The following is a 16,244-nucleotide window of genomic DNA, read 5'->3' as shown; positions in this document are numbered from 1 at the left end:
TTAGTTTTATTTTCTGAAAAATGTTGCCTCAAATGTAGAACTATTTCCAACATTATCTGTAACAATTATCTTTAATTCGTTCTTGGTATCTTTAACGACATTATCATTAAAATCGTGTACAAGTGTATTGGTTTTATAATCGTACTCCATTAAGATCCATTTTCCATTTACGGTAGCTCTATATTTACTAATCCCAGAAAGTTCATCATCAATTTTTAATTTTAGATAACGGTATTTGCTCAACCACTTTTTGTCTTGAAAATTTATAGGCTGAATTGTTGGTGGCTCGGTATCCATAGCTAAGGCATAAGTTCCAAAGGTTTTGGTTCCTGCGCTTAGAGTGTTGCCTTTTCGTTTGGTATTTACGTAATAAGGCTTTTTGTAATAACCATATAGGTGTGCAATGTATACTTTATCTAAATGTTCAGATTTATAGTTGCTAAGATCGTAATTGATGTAATAATTTTTCTGGAGTGGTATGGTATCTTCATGCAGATAGAGCGTATCAGAACTAACTTTGTAATCTACATGCACATCATCATAAACTGTATTGGCATAAAAATTAACAGTAATGTTTCCTGAATTTAAAGTTGTTGGTTTATCACTATAAATTAAGGTTTTATTGGATAAATCTTCTTTTTTAGGTTTTGTTAAAATATCATTTTTACCTTCGATAGGTATGGTTATCCAAGCCTCATTTTGATTAAAGTCTAGAATTCTGATTTTATAAACCGAAGAGGTGCTGTCTTCAACCATAATATAACCTTTGTCGTAGGCATCTTTGTAAAGACTCAAAGGATTGTTGGGCTCTACAAACAATTTTTGGATCCTAGTTTTTTTTGTTTTGTAGTATTCGTAATCAATAAGTCGTTTAATGTGTTTGCTCTCATCAAAACTGAAGCGTTTAAAATCTATTTCTAAACTTTTATTTCCATTATAAAACGTCTGAATATTACTAACACCATTTTTATTAGGTGCACCATCTAGCCTGTCGTGTGTAGATACACCAAAACCAATATTTCCTAAGGCGGTAACTTTTTCGACTATAAAATCACCGTTGTTTTGAGGAATCAACCGAAGAGGGACGCGCTCGTTTTTACCATTAATCAAGGCATTTTCATCTTTAGGGTAAGCAAAGACGCCTAATACGCTTGGAGTTGTGGTATCTTTTGCAGTAATACCAAAAAGCATAGGATTCATTGGTCGTTCTTGGTTGTCTCTTATTTCAAAATGCAAATGTGGCCCACCAGAACCGCCAGTATTTCCAGAAAAAGCAATAACCTCGTCAGCTTCAACTATTAATTCTTCGGAATTTGGAAATACTTCAACCTCAAAACTTTCCTTATCATACTGGCAAGTTTTAATGTATTTCTCTAAACGGTCCGAAAATTTTTGAAGATGACCATAAACAGTCGTGTAACCATTAGGATGCGTAATGTATATAGCTTTGCCATAGCCGTAATGAGAAACTTTTATTCTACTGATGTAACCAGGAGCTGCAGTATACACTCTTAAGCCTTCTTTTCCTTGGGTTTTTATATCTAAACCACCATGAAAATGAGAAGGTCTAAGTTCTGCAAATGTACCAGCAAGGATTATGGGTATATCTAAAGGTTTTCTAAAATAATCTTGAGGGTATTCTGATTGGGAATAAGCAGAGCAGGTAATAAAAAGGATAATTAAAAATTGTCTCATATAGGCTTTCTGTTGTCGCTAAAATATTAATTTGAATACGATATTCAAACCTTCTAACTTTATATTTTAATCTTAACGGTTTAGTTTTATTGATGTTATTTCAATTAAAAATAATTGTAAAAGAATTGTGTTTTTTCAATTGGTATGTTAACTTTGTTAAAATAGTATTGAATTACTTTAATGAGTAAAATAGAAGACATTGTTGATGCATTAGAGAATAAAATCAGTAAGATTTTACACAAGCAAGAGGTTTTAAAACAGACCAATGCAAAGCTCTCTGAACAATTGGAAAAGCAACAACAAAAGCTACTAGAGCAACAAGAGGAAATAGCTTCTTGGGCAGAAAAGTATGATACACTCAAAATAGCAAATTCAATGCTTGGTAGTGACGAAAATAAACGAGAAACAAAGCTCAAAATAAATGCACTGATTAGAGATATTGACCATTGTATAAGTCAATTATCAGAATAAAAAGTGTAAAACTTAAAGACTTTTATGTCAGAACAATTAAAAATTAAACTTTCAATTGCCAATAGAGTTTATCCATTAACAATAAATCCTAAGCAAGAAGAAGGTTTACGTGCGGCCACAAAGAAGATTGAGGCTATGATTGGTCAGTTTGAGCAAAATTACTCTGTTAGAGATAAGCAAGATGTATTAGCGATGTGCGCATTGCAATTTGCATCTCAAGTAGAGCAAAAGTCAATAGAAAAAGAGTATGTAAATGAAGAAGTTCAAGAAAAGTTAGAAGCTTTAAATGAACTTTTGAGTAAGCATATCTAGTACTCGTACGTTCTTTAAAATACATAAAGGTTACTGCCTACATTAGTTATATTTTTTGATAAACTCAACGTTAATTCTTTAAAAAGGGTGAGTTTAAATTGTAAAAGCAAGCCGTCTTAGAACGGATCCTTGATCAGTTTGTTAGCCCTAAACTTGTTTTTAAGGAGTTTATACAAAATCCAAAACTGATGTAGGCTTTTTTTATATACTAAACTAAATAATTAATGATGGACACTAATACAATTATATATATAGTTGGCGGAGTAGTATTAGGAGTAATACTAGGATATATTATAGCAAAATCTTTAGAGAAAGGTAAAGCATCAAAGCTTATAGCAAATGCAGAAAAAGAATCAGGTTCTATTTTAAAGCAAGCAAAAGCAGATGCAGAATCCTTAAAAAAGGATAAAATACTTCAAGCAAAAGAAAAGTTTATTGAGCTAAAAGCAGAGCATGAGAAAGTTATCCTTTCGCGTGACAAAAAAATGGCCGAAGCCGAAAAACGTATCAGGGATAAAGAATCTCAAGTATCTAATGAGCTTTCTAAAGCAAAAAAATCTAACCAATCTTTAAGTGATAAAATTAAAGATTACGACTTTAGACTTGAGTTTCTAGACAAGAAAAAAGAAGAAATAGAAAAGGCACACAAAAGCCAAATCAAACAACTCGAAGTCATTTCACAGCTTTCAGCAGAAGAAGCTAAAGAACAATTGATTGAATCTCTTAAAGAAGAAGCTAAGACAGATGCAATGGCTTTTATTCAAGACCATGTTGAAGAAGCTAAATTAACTGCGCAACAAGAAGCTAAAAAGATTATTATAAACACCATTCAACGTATAGGAACTGAGGAGGCTGTTGATAACTGTGTTTCTGTATTTAATATTGAATCTGATGATGTTAAGGGTAGAATCATTGGTAGAGAAGGTAGAAACATTAGAGCGATTGAAGCAGCTACAGGAGTAGAAATTATTGTAGACGATACTCCAGAAGCAATTATTTTGTCTTGTTTTGACTCTGTAAGACGTGAAATAGCACGTCTATCACTTCATAAATTAGTGACTGACGGTAGAATTCACCCAGCAAGAATTGAAGAAGTTGTAAGAAAGACTGAAAAACAAATAGAACAAGAAATTATTGAAGTTGGTAAGCGTACAGTTATTGATTTGGGTATTCATGGATTAAATCCTGAATTAATAAAAATGGTTGGTCGTATGAAGTACCGTTCTTCATATGGACAAAACTTACTACAGCACTCGCGCGAAGTTGCTAAACTTTGCGGTGTAATGGCTGCAGAATTAGGATTGAATCCAAAATTAGCAAAACGTGCAGGTTTACTTCACGATATAGGTAAAGTACCATCTTCAGAAGCAGATATAGAAACACCTCACGCTATTTTAGGTATGCAGTGGGCAGAGAAGTATGGTGAAAAACCAGAAGTTTGTAATGCTATTGGTGCTCACCATGATGAAATAGAAATGAATACCTTATTATCTCCAATAATTCAGGTTTGTGATGCCATTTCAGGTGCAAGACCAGGCGCAAGACGTCAAGTTTTGGATTCTTATATTCAACGTTTGAAAGATTTGGAAGATGTAGCTTTTGGCTTTACAGGAGTTAAGAAAGCTTACGCCATCCAAGCTGGTAGAGAGTTACGTGTTATTGTAGAAAGTGAAAAAGTATCGGATGATAGAGCTTCAAGTTTATCGTTTGAAATTTCACAGAAAATTCAAACAGATATGACGTATCCTGGGCAAGTTAAGGTTACTGTAATTAGAGAAACAAGAGCAGTAAATATTGCTAAATAAATTTTGACTAACTCAAGTATTGAAAGAGGTATTCTATTAGTTTAGAATGCCTTTTTTATTTTCTAGGGTGAAATTTATTGAGAACATCACTTAAATGTGAGCGATCTACATGCATGTAGATTTCTGTAGTGGTAATACTTTCATGACCCAACATCATTTGTATTGCTCTAAGATCAGCACCATTTTCTAAAAGATGAGTAGCGAATGAATGTCTGAAAGTATGCGGCGAAACCGTTTTGTTTAGCCCAATTTTTTCTACCAGATTTTTTATAATGGTAAAAATCATGGCGCGTGTAAGTTTCTTCCCTTTATAATTAAGGAATAAAATGTCTTTTGAATTTGCTTGTACATCAATGTGGTTTCTAATGCCTTTCCAAATACTGATATATTTTTGAGTAGTTTCACCAATAGGAACAAAGCGTTGTTTGTCTCCTTTTCCGGTAACTTTTATAAACCCTTCATCAAAAAATAAATCTGATATTTTGAGTTCCGTAAGTTCGCTAACACGTAAGCCACAACTGTAGAGCGTTTCTAAAATGGCTCTGTTGCGTTCACCTAAATTCACACCTTTGTATTGATAACTCAAGTCAATGGCGTTTATAAGATTGTCTATGTCGGTAACGGAGAGTGTGTCAGGAAGTTTTCTGCCAATTCTAGGAGATTCAATTAAATCTAAAGGATTAGTGTCTCTATAATTTTCAAAAACCAAGTAATCAAAGAAATTCCGTAAACCTGAAATAAGTCTTGCTTGAGATCTTGGATTAGCTGTTTTAGAAATCTCGTAAATAAATTGCTTTATAGTTTCGTTACTGATTTTAACAGGTGAAATGGAAAGATTATGTTCTTCAAGATACGATATCAGTTTTTTTATGTCATAAGTATAGTTTTTTATGGAATTTTCAGAAAGCCCACGTTCAAGTTTTAAAAAAATTGTATAGTCTGTAATTAAATTATCCCACTTCATTTTCTCAAAATAAAAAAATCGCTTGAAGATAATTGTTCAAGCGATTTTATTAGACTTTTTAGGAACTCATTTTAAAGGCCGTCCCAATTATCTGTAAGAATGTTTATGATATCAACAATTGCCCAAACACCAATACCAGCAAAAGTGATGATGAAAAGTACGTTCCAATACCATGGGCTACCAAGGTACCATCTATGGGCAGCAAAAGGCCAACCAAGTACAAACCATAAAGCAGCAGCAACCCATTTGTCTTTTCCTGATGAAGCTGCAGGAATAGCTTCTAAAACGTCTTCTTGTGAAATGTCAGTTGTAATTGTGTTCTCTGTAGTTACAGAAGCTCTCTTTACTGGGAATGAAGCATAAGCAGCAGTCATTGTCATAAAAATTGCAATAGCTGAAAGTAATAGTTTAATTTTCATATAAATTGATTTAAGTTTGTCCGAAAATAACACAAAAAAATGAAATGTCAAGTTTTTTTTCTTGATAGTCAGCAAACTGATGTTATATTACACCCTCAAAATAAATAAAATTACACAAATGAAATTTTTAAAAATTCTTATAGTTTCAATAATTTTTTGCCAAATTATTTATAGTCAAAATGAAAATAAATATGTCGGTTTAATAAAAATAAAAGATACCTTAATGATTAAGTACAGAGTTGAGTTTGATGAATCTGACGGTGTTATTTCGGGATTTAGTATATCAGACTTAGGAGGTGAGCATGAAACTAAATCTAAAATCTCTGGATTTTATGACGAAGAAAAAAAAGAACTTTCATTTAAAGAGGTCGAAATCATTTATACCAAATCACCAGTGTCATTAGATGACTTTGATTTTTGTAATGTCCATTTAGAGCCTTCAAAATTTAAATTAGGTTCAGATAAACTTATGGGTAACTTTAAGGGGAAGTTTAGTGATGGTGTAGAATGTGTTAATGGTGAATTGGTTATGAGTTCAGTAGAAAAAATAGCTAAGCGCGTAAGTAAGTTTAGTAAAAAAGTTCAAAAATCAAGAAAAATAGAAGATAGTATAAAGGATAGATTAAAGGGAGTTAAGGTTTTAGATACACTCAACCTTAACGTTCTTAAAAAAGATGAAGTAACATCAGTGTTTACTAAATCTAAACTTATGAAGTTTTACATTTATGACGGAGGCCAAATAGATAACGATGAAGTTACTGTACTCCAAGATGGAAAAATTATTTTATTAAATTATAAGATTTCTGAAAAAAAGAAATTATTAGAAGTTCCTGTAGCCAACAAGAAAACTACAATTACCATTATTGCAAACTCTGTTGGTGATATCGGAACAAATACAACAGTAATAGAAGTAGTAGATGGAAATAATACAATAAAAACACTTACTAATTTAAATAAAGACGAGAAAACCAAAATAGATATTCTTAAGCATTAGTACTTATCCTTCTAATGGTTGTGTTTTTTAATTCTATTATGTATGAGTTTTTTTAGTTAATATCACGTGAATGTTATTTGGAGTTACCCTAAATTATTCTCAAGGTTATAGATTACAAGTTTTTTATTTGCTTTTTTTAATATCGATGAAATACTTAAACTGTTAACATTTTTTTACAAATTGGTTGTGGCTAACCACTTACATTTGCCGTCCAAATTAATTTAAACAAAATTCAAATCATGAAAAAATTATTATTTATGGCTGCTGTTGCAGTTTTTGGACTTACTAGTGTGAATGCTCAAGAAGAAGCTTCAACTTCTGGATTCGCTCAAGGAGATGTTTTTGCTACTGGAACTATCGCTTTTGTAAGTGAAAGTACTGGTGATGTTAAAGATAACGGTTTTACTTTTTCTCCTAAAGCAGGATACTTCGTTTCTGAAAACATAGCAGTAGGTGTAGCATTAGGTTATACAACAACTAAAAGTGAAGTACCAAATGTAGAAGATTATAAAACTAATATGTTTGAAGCAGGTGTATTTGGTCGTTATTATTTTACACCAGCGAGCCAATTCTCATTTTTTGGTGAATTAGGAGTAAATTATGAGTCTTCAAAAGAAGAGCAAGGAAACGCAGAAGCAAAAGCTAACGGGTTTAATGTTGGTTTAGCTCCTGGTATTAGCTACTTTGTTTCTAACAGTTTAGCTTTAGAAGCTAGCTTCGGAGTTTTAGGTTACAGAACTAATGAGCCAGATGTAGATAACGCAGAATCAACTGATACTTTTGCTGTTGGTTTAAATTTGTCAGATATCAACTTTGGTATTACTTACAAATTCTAATATTTTAGAATAATAAAATATCTAATAAAAAACCGAAGCAACTGCTTCGGTTTTTTTATGCGCTTATTTCATATATTTACTTTATGAAAAAACTAATTATTATAAACGGTCCTAACCTGAATTTATTAGGAAAGCGTGAAACTAACATTTATGGCAATCTTACTTTTAATGAGTTTTTTGAAACAATACTTAAAAAGTATCCTAATGTTGAGTTAGAGCATTTTCAATCTAATATAGAAGGTGAGTTAATTGATAAAATTCAGGAAGTTGGCTTTTCTTATGATGGTGTTATTTTAAACGCTGCAGCTTATACACATACGTCTGTGGGTATTGGTGATGCCGTTAAAGCTATAAAAACTCCTGTTGTTGAAGTTCATATTTCCAATACATTTGCCCGTGAAGAATTTAGACATCAGTCTTATATTTCGCCAAATGCTAGAGGTGTTATTTTAGGATTTGGGCTTCAAAGTTACGAATTAGCCATTCAGAGTTTTATATAATTTTTAACACAATTTTTCTTATCGGATAAGTCTTTTAAGCAAACGAGCAAAACTCGTCTATTTGTAATTATTATTAAATTTTACTGCTTTTCAAATTTTTGTTAAACCAGCGTTAATCTAGCTTGGAGGGGCAATTTCAACTCCTAATTTTAAGGTATTAACCCAAATAAAAAAGACAAAAAAATGAAAAAATTATTTCTTTCCGCAGTAGTATTATTTACTACTACAGCAATTGCAAATGCCCAATCAGATTCAACAACTCCACAATTAGGTATTAAAGGTGGACTCAACTCTTCGTCAATTACAAGTGATGATTTTGGTGATACCAAATCTAGAACAAGCTTTAATATAGGTTTATTGGCTGAAATTCCATTATCAGAACGTATTTCTATTCAACCAGAGCTATTGTATTCAGGTCAAGGATTTGATATTGAAGAGCGCGATCAAGATAATATCTTTGATACAGATGAAAATATAGAATATCAATTAGATTATATTCAAGTGCCAGTTTTACTAAAGTTGTACTTAGTAAAAGGACTTAGTGTAGAGGCAGGACCGCAGTTCGGATTTAAAATACATGAAGAAATCGATTATCAACCAAATGCTGATGGAGGAGATGTAGAGATTAGCGAAGATGATTCTTATGTAAAGGATGTAGATACAGGAGTAGCGCTAGGTGCTTCGTATAAGTTTGATAGTGGATTTTTTATTAACGGACGTTATACTATTGGTTTAACCGATATATATAAAGACGATACTATTTTTCAAAATGTAGATGCAAAAAATAAAGTGTGGCAAGTTGGTTTAGGGTTTATGTTTTAGTTAAACCCTAGAGTTTTAAAAACGAAAAAGATCCAGATTATTCTGGATCTTTTTTACTTTATATATGTTTTGTAGTTTTACAAATGAATAACTTCATCATAAGCTGCTGCTACAGCTTCCATAACAGCTTCACTCATTGTTGGGTGAGGGTGAACTGCTTTTAAAACTTCATGACCTGTAGTTTCAAGCTTTCTTCCTAATACAGCTTCAGCAATCATGTCGGTTACACCAGCACCAATCATGTGGCAGCCTAACCATTCACCATATTTGGCATCAAAAATAACTTTTACAAAGCCATCTTTGTTTCCACCTGCACTAGCTTTACCAGATGCAGAGAATGGGAATTTTCCAACTTTAATATCGTATCCTTTTTCTTTAGCTTGTGCTTCAGTTAAACCAACACTAGCAACTTCAGGAGTACAATAAGTACATCCAGGAATATTGCCGTAGTCTAAAGCTTCTACATGCATTCCTGCTATTTTTTCAACACAAAGAATACCTTCAGCAGAAGCTACGTGAGCTAATGCTTGTCCTGGAGTAACATCTCCAATAGCATAATATCCAGGTATATTGGTTTGATAATAATCGTTAACCAAAATCTTATCTCTATCTACAGCAATACCTACGTCTTCAAGACCAATATTTTCTATGTTAGATTTAATACCAACAGCAGAAAGAACAATATCAGCTTCTAATGTTTCTTCTCCTTTTTTAGTTTTTACAGTAGCTTTTACACCATCTCCTGAGGTGTCTACAGAAGTCACTTCAGAAGAAGTCATTATTTTGATACCAGATTTTTTAAAGCTACGTTCTAATTGTTTAGAAACTTCATCATCTTCAACAGGAACAATTTTGTCCATATATTCTACGATAGTCACTTCAGTTCCCATAGAGTTATAGAAGTAAGCAAACTCCACACCTATAGCACCAGAACCAACAACAATCATTTTCTTTGGTTGCTTTTCTAAAGTCATAGCTTGTCTGTAGCCAATTACTTTTTTACCATCTTGAGGTAAACTTGGCAACTCGCGAGAACGTGCACCAGTAGCCACTATAATATGGTCAGCAGAATATTCAGTACCATCAACATCAATTTTCTTTCCGGCTTTAAGTTTACCAAAACCTTCAATAACATCAATCTTGTTTTTCTTCATTAAGAATTTAACACCGTTACTCATACCTTCGGCAACACCACGACTACGTTTTACAACAGCATCAAAATCGTGTTCAGCATCCTTAACTTTTAATCCATAATCTTCTGCATGCTTTAAATATTCAAATACTTGAGCAGATTTTAAAAGGGCTTTTGTTGGGATACAGCCCCAATTTAAACATACACCACCAAGACTTTCTTTTTCTACTATGGCAGTTTTAAACCCTAATTGAGATGCTCTAATCGCAGTTACGTAGCCACCAGGACCACTTCCTAAAACTATAATATCATATTTACTCATGCGTAAGTTTTTTAGTTGAATTTTCGAAGTTACAAAAGTAAGAAATTCTGAAACTATATTCTAAAAACCAAAAGCAAAATGCCTAACTAAAATGTCATCAAAGAATTAAATGCTTAATGAACTGAATTATACATCATCAGTAAAATGCTTTCGACTTTTTTCTTTACTAAACTTATCTTTATTGTAAGCTTTTGATTTTCCTTTTGGTATAGATAAAGATACCCAATCGCTACCTTTGGTAAGTTTTCCTAAAAGTACAATTTGTCCAACGTGATAGGCATAGTGCATCATTTGTCTATTAATGGCTTCGGTAATACTATGACCTTGATTTCTGATATAGATAACACGTTCTAAGTCGTCTTTTTGTAAAGGTTTAATGGCATTGAAGAGACAATTCCACCCTTTTTCCCAATCTTCAAGAAATTGAGCTTTGTTTTTAAAACTGTCTATAAATTCCTCATCGCGTTTTCTCCATTCTTTTTCACCGTCTTCGGTTAAAAAGTTGGTCCAACGGCTAAGCATGTTACCAACCATATGCTTAACGATTATAGTTATGGAATTAGAGTCTTCTTCAAATTCTCTTTGAAGTTCATTAAAGGAGAGTTGTTCAAAGGTTTTGTCTCCAAGACTTTTGTAATACTCAAACTGTTTTATGGAGCTAGATAAGTAACTTTTCATTCTTCCGAAGGTACAAATTTTAGAGCAACACCGTTTATGCAATGACGTTTTCCTGTAGTTGCTTTTGGACCATCATTAAAAACATGTCCCAAGTGGCCACCACATGTGGCACAATGTTCTTCGTCTCTAACATAGCCAAGTTTACTATCTGTTCCGTAAGCTACGTTACCTTCAATAGTTCTATCAAAACTTGGCCAACCAGTACCAGAATCAAATTTATGTTCACTTTTGAATAAAGGTGTATTACAAGCGGCACAGTGGTAAATGCCTTTTTCATAATTTTTGTTCAGTGGACTAGAGAACGGACGCTCAGTACCTTCTTCAAAAAGAACATAATACTGCTCTTTGGTAAGTTCTTTTTTCCATTCGGCATCGGTTTTAGAAACTTTATAATCCTCTGTTTCTTTCTTTTCCTTTTTTTGAGCATTACCATTACAATTAAGTAACGTCATGGCAATTACTAATAGAAGTGTCTTTTTCATATACTTATTTTTTATTTAGAATCAGGATTTTTAAGTCGTAGCAATTCTAAAATTATTACATAATTTAAGAAAAATTAAACTAAGTATAACTTATGAAGTTGTTAACTTAACCTTATATTTAGTAAATTTATAATCGATACTTAAGACTATTAAATGAGAATCATTCATGTCAGTGCAGAATGCTACCCAGTGGCTAAAGTTGGTGGGCTTGCAGATGTAGTTGGGGCTTTGCCAAAATATCAAAATCGATTAGGTGCTAATAGTAGTGTTATTATGCCTTTTTATAATAATAGCTTTACAAGCGAGCACCAATTCGAAGTAATTTATACTTCAAGTTTAACGCTTAGAAATTCAGAATATCCTTTTGATGTACTTAAATTAAAGGATGATAAACAGGATTTTGATATATATTTTGTAGACGAAAAACAGCATATTTATAAAGACTATGTGTATTCATCTGATGACACAGATCGTTTTTTAATTTTTCAAATTGCTGTTATGGATTGGCTTTTGACTTTAAAGACTAAGCCAAATTACATTCATTGTCATGATCATCATACGGGTTTAATTCCATTTATGGCGCAAGAGAGTTTTAAGTATGAAAAGCTCAATAAAATACCAGTTATAACAACCATTCATAATGCGCAATATCAGGGTTGGTTTGGATATGAGAATTTAGATAAAATTCCGCAATTCAATCTTCAGAATATCGGACTTTTAGATTGGAATGGTATCATAAATTCACTTGCAGCTGCTATAAAATGTGCTTGGCGTGTCACTACAGTTTCGCCTAATTACATGGAGGAATTAAAAGAAAATGCTAATGGACTTGAAAATCTTTTAAGGTATGAAAGCGGAAAATGTGTGGGAGTTTTAAATGGTATTGATGCTGAAGTTTGGAATACCGAAACTGACAGTTTTCTTATTGAAAACTACACAAAAGCAAAAGTTCAGTCTGGCAAAAAAGCCAATAAAGAATGGATTTGTAAAGAATTTAATTTAGATAAAAGTAAACCACTATTTGTGTTTATTGGAAGATTGGTAGGAGAAAAGGGAGCAGAGTTACTTCCTCAGGTTTTTTATGAATCCTTAAAAGAGAGGGCAATATCCATTTTGCTTTTAGGATCTGGTTTTAAAGAAATTGAAGAAGGGTTAGACAATCTAAAAACTATATATCCTAGCAACTATAATGCTTACATAGGCTATAACGAAAAATTATCTCACATACTTTATGCTGGTGCAGATTTTTTATTGATGCCGTCTCGCGTAGAACCATGTGGATTAAACCAAATGTATGCTTTGCGTTATGGAACCGTTCCAATTGTAAGGTCAACCGGAGGTTTAAAAGATACGGTTACTGATATTAAAGAAGGTGGTTTTGGATTTTGCCATAACCATGTTTCTGTTGAAGATGTCGTAGAAGCTATAAATAGAGCTAAAGACTATTATAATGAAAAGCCCTCAGATTTTAGAAAAAACAGGAAGACGATTATGAATATAGATCATTCATGGGAAGCTTCAGCAAAAACCTATATCGAACTTTATAAAACTATAAAATAAATAACATTATGATTAATGATAAGGTATTATCTATAATTCTAGGCGGAGGACAGGGTTCAAGATTGTATCCGCTTACCGAAAAGCGTTCAAAGCCAGCAGTACCAATTGCAGGAAAGTATAGGTTGGTAGACATTCCAATTTCAAATTGTATAAATTCAGAGATCAAACGTATGTATGTGTTAACTCAGTTTAATTCCGCATCGTTAAATAGACATATAAAGAATACCTATCATTTCAGTTTTTTTAGTCATGCTTTCGTTGATGTGTTAGCAGCAGAACAAACCATAAAAAGTGATAAGTGGTTTCAAGGAACTGCAGATGCTGTAAGACAGAGTATGCATCACTTTTTGCAACATGAGTTTGAATATGCTTTAATTCTTTCGGGTGATCAATTATATCAAATGGATTATAACGAAATGATTGATGCTCACATAAACTCAAAAGCTGATATTTCAGTGGCAACCTATCCTGTAAATGCTAAGGATGCTACGTCTTTTGGAATTTTAAAAACAGATGAGGATAACAGAATTACATCATTTATAGAAAAACCATCTTCAGATTTATTAGGAGATTGGAAATCTGATGTTAGTGATGAAATGAAAAGTCAAGGTAGAGAATGGTTAGGGTCTACAGGGATTTACATATTCAATAGAGAACTACTTATTCAGTTAATGGATGATGAAAGTACGGTAGATTTTGGTAAGGAAATTATACCCCAAAATATAGATAAGTATAAAACCATGAGTTATCCTTTTGAGGGTTACTGGACAGATATAGGAAATATAGATTCTTTCTTCGAAGCTAACCTTGGATTGACAGATAGTATTCCAGAATTCAATCTATTTGATTCCAAACAACGTGTCTATACTAATGCTAGAATTTTGCCAACGTCAAAATTATCTGGTACAACTTTAGATAGAGCAGTTATAGCAGAAGGTTGTATTGTAAGCGCAGCAAAAATCGAAAAATCAGTAATTGGTATTCGATCTCGAATAGGTAAGGATTCAACTATAATCAATACTTACATGATGGGTAGTGATGATTATGAATCTTTAGAAAGCATCAATAAAAATCATACCGAAATTTTAATGGGAATAGGTGAGCGATGCTACATTAAAAACACTATTATAGATAAAAATGTAAGAATAGGTGATGATGTTAGGATTAATGGAGGTAATCATCTAGAGGATGCAGAAACAGAAAATTATGTAATAAAGGATGGTATTGTGGTTATAAGAAAAGGTGCAGTTATTCCTAAAGGATTTGTACTTTAATATATGGCTGAAGTATTAGTTTATAGTCGTTTTACAGAGTTTGATATTAATTTATTCAAAGCAGGAAAGCATTATCGTCTTTATGAAAAATTTGGTTCTCACATTACAACCGTAGATGGTGTTGAGGGAGTCTATTTTTCGGTTTGGGCTCCAAGTGCAAAAATGGTTTCTGTAGTTGGTGATTTTAACTTTTGGACCGAAGGAGAGCATCAGCTTAATGTACGTTGGGATTCGAGCGGTATTTGGGAAGGTTTTATTCCAGGAGTTGGTAAAGGTACTAAGTATAAGTACAAGATACAGAGTAATCATAATGATATAAAAACCGAAAAGGCCGATCCTTATGCCAGGCGTGCAGAGCATAATCCTAGAACGGCTTCAATAGTTTGGGACGAGCCCTACACATGGAAAGATAAAAAATGGATGTCTAAACGAAAAAAGCATAATGCTTTGGATGCTCCGTTTTCGGTATATGAAGTTCATCTTGGATCTTGGAAAAAGCAGATTGAAGAAAATAGGTATTTGTCTTATTTTGAAATGGCAGACGATCTTGTTACCTATGTTAAGGAAATGGGATTTACGCATGTAGAGCTAATGCCTGTCATGGAGTTTCCTTATGATCCATCTTGGGGTTATCAAATTACAGGATACTTTGCACCAACGTCTCGTTACGGCTATCCAGAAGAGTTTAAATTATTGGTAGATAAACTACATCAAAACGATATAGGAATTATACTAGATTGGGTACCTTCTCATTTTCCAGAAGATGCTCACGGACTTGGTTTTTTTGACGGTTCTGCGTTATATGAACATCCAGATCCTAGAAAAGGCTATCATAAAGATTGGAAAAGCTTAATCTTTAATTATGGCAGAAATGAAGTAAAGTCCTTTTTAATTAGCAATGCTATTTTTTGGTTAGATCAATTTCATGTTGATGGTTTAAGGGTAGACGCAGTAGCTTCAATGCTTTTTTTAGATTATAGTAGGGAAGATGGTGAGTGGGAACCAAATATGTTTGGTGGTAGAGAAAACCTAGAAGCTATGTCGTTTTTAAGGGAAATGAATGAAGCTGTTTATGAGTCGTTTCCAGATGTGCAAACTATAGCTGAAGAATCCACGGCATTTCCAATGGTATCTAAGCCTACATTTATAGGTGGTTTAGGTTTTGGAATGAAATGGATGATGGGTTGGATGCATGATACTCTACAGTACTTTTCTAAAGAACCGATTTACCGAAGATATCATCAAAACGATTTAACGTTCTCAATGACTTATGCTTTTACGGAAAACTTTATGTTGCCATTAAGTCATGATGAAGTGGTTTATGGAAAGCGATCTATACTAGGTAGAATGCCTGGTGATGAATGGCAGCGATTTGCCAACCTAAGATTGCTTTACAGTTATATGTTTACACACCCTGGAACAAATCTATTATTTCAAGGAGCTGAAATCGGACAATACGATGAGTGGGATTTTCAAGGAAGTATTGATTGGCATTTGTTACAATATGAGCCACATAAAGGCGTACAAGAACTTTTGAAAGACTTGAATGCGTTATACAAAAATGAACCAGCACTTTATGAAAAACAGTTTTCTTCCGAAGGCTTCGAGTGGATAGATTATAACGATCATGAAAATTCTGTATTGGTTTATATAAGAAAGGGAAATGAACCCAAAGACAACCTAATTATAGCTTGTAATATGACTCCTGTTCCTAAGGAAAAATATAAAATAGGAATTTCTGTAAAGGGAAAATTAAAAGAAGTCTTTAATAGTGATTTAAAAAAGTACTATGGAAGTGGTGAGTATAAAAACAATGTGAAAATCACAAAGGAAAAACCGTGGCATTTTAGAGATCACTCAATCGAAATAGATATTCCACCTTTGGGAATGGTGGCGTTTAAGTACTCTAGTTAATTTATTAATTCAACCAAATTTATAGATAAAATTGTTTTTTTAATAAAAACTAATGTCTAAAACG

Annotated in this window: 16 protein-coding genes and 1 other RNA gene; 11 read left to right on the top strand and 6 right to left on the bottom strand. The window is 32.8% G+C overall.

Translation table 11 applies throughout. The features are described from left to right. Positions 1-6: 6 nt before the first annotated feature. A complete protein-coding gene (locus tag QGM60_RS08100) occupies positions 7-1,695 on the bottom strand; it encodes a M23 family metallopeptidase (protein ID WP_281139735.1) in 1,689 nt (562 codons plus the stop codon). A 180-nt stretch (positions 1,696-1,875) separates the two neighbouring features. Between QGM60_RS08100 and QGM60_RS08095 the strand changes: the two genes are divergently transcribed. The 4 genes from QGM60_RS08095 (at position 1,876) to rny (ending at position 4,283) form a co-directional block, all read left to right on the top strand. Continuing rightward, positions 1,876-2,166 (top strand): hypothetical protein, encoded by a 291-nt coding sequence (locus QGM60_RS08095; RefSeq protein WP_281139734.1) that lies wholly within the window; start codon positions 1,876-1,878, stop codon positions 2,164-2,166. Positions 2,167-2,190: 24 nt separating this feature from the next. After that, a complete protein-coding gene (locus QGM60_RS08090; RefSeq protein WP_281139733.1) occupies positions 2,191-2,478 on the top strand; it encodes a cell division protein ZapA in 288 nt (95 codons plus the stop codon). A 62-nt stretch (positions 2,479-2,540) separates the two neighbouring features. Further along, positions 2,541-2,648: non-coding RNA, 6S RNA (ssrS, locus tag QGM60_RS08085), on the top strand. Positions 2,649-2,705: 57 nt separating this feature from the next. After that, on the top strand, positions 2,706-4,283 hold the full coding sequence (rny, locus tag QGM60_RS08080; RefSeq protein WP_281139859.1) for a ribonuclease Y: 1,578 nt from the start codon (positions 2,706-2,708) through the stop codon (positions 4,281-4,283). A gap of 55 nt (positions 4,284-4,338) precedes the next feature. On the opposite strand, the gene xerA is transcribed toward rny, so the two are convergent. Next, positions 4,339-5,247, bottom strand: a complete 909-nt coding sequence (xerA, locus tag QGM60_RS08075; protein ID WP_281139732.1) for a site-specific tyrosine recombinase/integron integrase — start codon at positions 5,245-5,247, stop codon at positions 4,339-4,341. Positions 5,248-5,318: 71 nt separating this feature from the next. Next, positions 5,319-5,666, bottom strand: a complete 348-nt coding sequence (locus tag QGM60_RS08070; RefSeq protein ID WP_281139731.1) for a TM2 domain-containing protein — start codon at positions 5,664-5,666, stop codon at positions 5,319-5,321. Between the two features lie 223 nt (positions 5,667-5,889). Between QGM60_RS08070 and QGM60_RS08065 the strand changes: the two genes are divergently transcribed. The 4 genes from QGM60_RS08065 to QGM60_RS08050 all read left to right on the top strand — a co-directional run bounded on the left by QGM60_RS08065 (position 5,890) and on the right by QGM60_RS08050 (position 8,818). Beyond that, complete coding sequence (locus QGM60_RS08065; protein ID WP_281139730.1) at positions 5,890-6,660, top strand: hypothetical protein; 771 nt, start codon at positions 5,890-5,892, stop codon at positions 6,658-6,660. Between the two features lie 239 nt (positions 6,661-6,899). Beyond that, positions 6,900-7,496: an outer membrane beta-barrel protein gene (locus QGM60_RS08060; RefSeq protein WP_281139729.1), complete on the top strand. Its 597-nt coding sequence runs from the start codon at positions 6,900-6,902 to the stop codon at positions 7,494-7,496. An 83-nt stretch (positions 7,497-7,579) separates the two neighbouring features. Beyond that, complete coding sequence (gene aroQ, locus QGM60_RS08055) at positions 7,580-7,996, top strand: type II 3-dehydroquinate dehydratase (protein WP_281139728.1); 417 nt, start codon at positions 7,580-7,582, stop codon at positions 7,994-7,996. Between the two features lie 183 nt (positions 7,997-8,179). Continuing rightward, a complete protein-coding gene (locus QGM60_RS08050; RefSeq protein ID WP_281139727.1) occupies positions 8,180-8,818 on the top strand; it encodes a porin family protein in 639 nt (212 codons plus the stop codon). 77 nt (positions 8,819-8,895) lie between these two features. Here QGM60_RS08050 and lpdA read toward each other — a convergent pair whose 3' ends face one another. From lpdA to msrB, 3 genes are all read right to left on the bottom strand, one after another. Then, complete coding sequence (lpdA, locus tag QGM60_RS08045; RefSeq protein WP_281139726.1) at positions 8,896-10,272, bottom strand: dihydrolipoyl dehydrogenase; 1,377 nt, start codon at positions 10,270-10,272, stop codon at positions 8,896-8,898. Between the two features lie 126 nt (positions 10,273-10,398). Beyond that, positions 10,399-10,950 carry a DUF1572 family protein gene (locus QGM60_RS08040; RefSeq protein WP_281139725.1) on the bottom strand — a complete coding sequence of 184 codons (552 nt, stop codon included), beginning with the start codon at positions 10,948-10,950 and terminating at the stop codon, positions 10,399-10,401. Beyond that, positions 10,947-11,432 carry a peptide-methionine (R)-S-oxide reductase MsrB gene (gene msrB / locus QGM60_RS08035; protein ID WP_281139724.1) on the bottom strand — a complete coding sequence of 162 codons (486 nt, stop codon included), beginning with the start codon at positions 11,430-11,432 and terminating at the stop codon, positions 10,947-10,949. Before msrB ends, QGM60_RS08040 begins: the two co-directional genes overlap by 4 nt. A 153-nt stretch (positions 11,433-11,585) precedes the next feature. On the opposite strand from msrB, the gene QGM60_RS08030 reads away from it, so the two are divergent. Genes QGM60_RS08030 through glgB form a run of 3 tightly spaced genes read left to right on the top strand, consistent with a single transcriptional unit; the run spans position 11,586 to position 16,180 of the window. Then, a complete protein-coding gene (locus tag QGM60_RS08030) occupies positions 11,586-12,992 on the top strand; it encodes a glycogen/starch synthase (RefSeq protein ID WP_281139723.1) in 1,407 nt (468 codons plus the stop codon). Between the two features lie 8 nt (positions 12,993-13,000). After that, positions 13,001-14,266 carry a glucose-1-phosphate adenylyltransferase gene (locus tag QGM60_RS08025; RefSeq protein WP_281139722.1) on the top strand — a complete coding sequence of 422 codons (1,266 nt, stop codon included), beginning with the start codon at positions 13,001-13,003 and terminating at the stop codon, positions 14,264-14,266. A 3-nt stretch (positions 14,267-14,269) separates the two neighbouring features. Then, entirely contained in the window at positions 14,270-16,180 is a 1,911-nt protein-coding gene (glgB, locus tag QGM60_RS08020) for a 1,4-alpha-glucan branching protein GlgB (RefSeq protein ID WP_281139721.1), read from the top strand. The last annotated feature ends 64 nt before the right edge of the window (positions 16,181-16,244 follow it).

Origin of the sequence: Winogradskyella sp. SYSU M77433, from assembly GCF_029911945.1 — a bacterium.
In the GTDB taxonomy this organism is placed as follows: domain Bacteria; phylum Bacteroidota; class Bacteroidia; order Flavobacteriales; family Flavobacteriaceae; genus Winogradskyella.
Note: the sequence above shows the minus strand (reverse complement) of the source record. Positions and strands in the feature narration are given on the sequence as shown.

Coding starts and splice junctions, on each gene's coding strand:
- QGM60_RS08100 (WP_281139735.1), bottom strand. CDS start 1,695: ATGAGACAATTTTTAATTATCCTTTTTATTACCTGCTCTGCTTATTCC.
- QGM60_RS08095 (WP_281139734.1), top strand. CDS start 1,876: ATGAGTAAAATAGAAGACATTGTTGATGCATTAGAGAATAAAATCAGT.
- QGM60_RS08090 (WP_281139733.1), top strand. CDS start 2,191: ATGTCAGAACAATTAAAAATTAAACTTTCAATTGCCAATAGAGTTTAT.
- rny (WP_281139859.1), top strand. CDS start 2,706: ATGGACACTAATACAATTATATATATAGTTGGCGGAGTAGTATTAGGA.
- xerA (WP_281139732.1), bottom strand. CDS start 5,247: ATGAAGTGGGATAATTTAATTACAGACTATACAATTTTTTTAAAACTT.
- QGM60_RS08070 (WP_281139731.1), bottom strand. CDS start 5,666: ATGAAAATTAAACTATTACTTTCAGCTATTGCAATTTTTATGACAATG.
- QGM60_RS08065 (WP_281139730.1), top strand. CDS start 5,890: ATGATTAAGTACAGAGTTGAGTTTGATGAATCTGACGGTGTTATTTCG.
- QGM60_RS08060 (WP_281139729.1), top strand. CDS start 6,900: ATGAAAAAATTATTATTTATGGCTGCTGTTGCAGTTTTTGGACTTACT.
- aroQ (WP_281139728.1), top strand. CDS start 7,580: ATGAAAAAACTAATTATTATAAACGGTCCTAACCTGAATTTATTAGGA.
- QGM60_RS08050 (WP_281139727.1), top strand. CDS start 8,180: ATGAAAAAATTATTTCTTTCCGCAGTAGTATTATTTACTACTACAGCA.
- lpdA (WP_281139726.1), bottom strand. CDS start 10,272: ATGAGTAAATATGATATTATAGTTTTAGGAAGTGGTCCTGGTGGCTAC.
- QGM60_RS08040 (WP_281139725.1), bottom strand. CDS start 10,950: ATGAAAAGTTACTTATCTAGCTCCATAAAACAGTTTGAGTATTACAAA.
- msrB (WP_281139724.1), bottom strand. CDS start 11,432: ATGAAAAAGACACTTCTATTAGTAATTGCCATGACGTTACTTAATTGT.
- QGM60_RS08030 (WP_281139723.1), top strand. CDS start 11,586: ATGAGAATCATTCATGTCAGTGCAGAATGCTACCCAGTGGCTAAAGTT.
- QGM60_RS08025 (WP_281139722.1), top strand. CDS start 13,001: ATGATTAATGATAAGGTATTATCTATAATTCTAGGCGGAGGACAGGGT.
- glgB (WP_281139721.1), top strand. CDS start 14,270: ATGGCTGAAGTATTAGTTTATAGTCGTTTTACAGAGTTTGATATTAAT.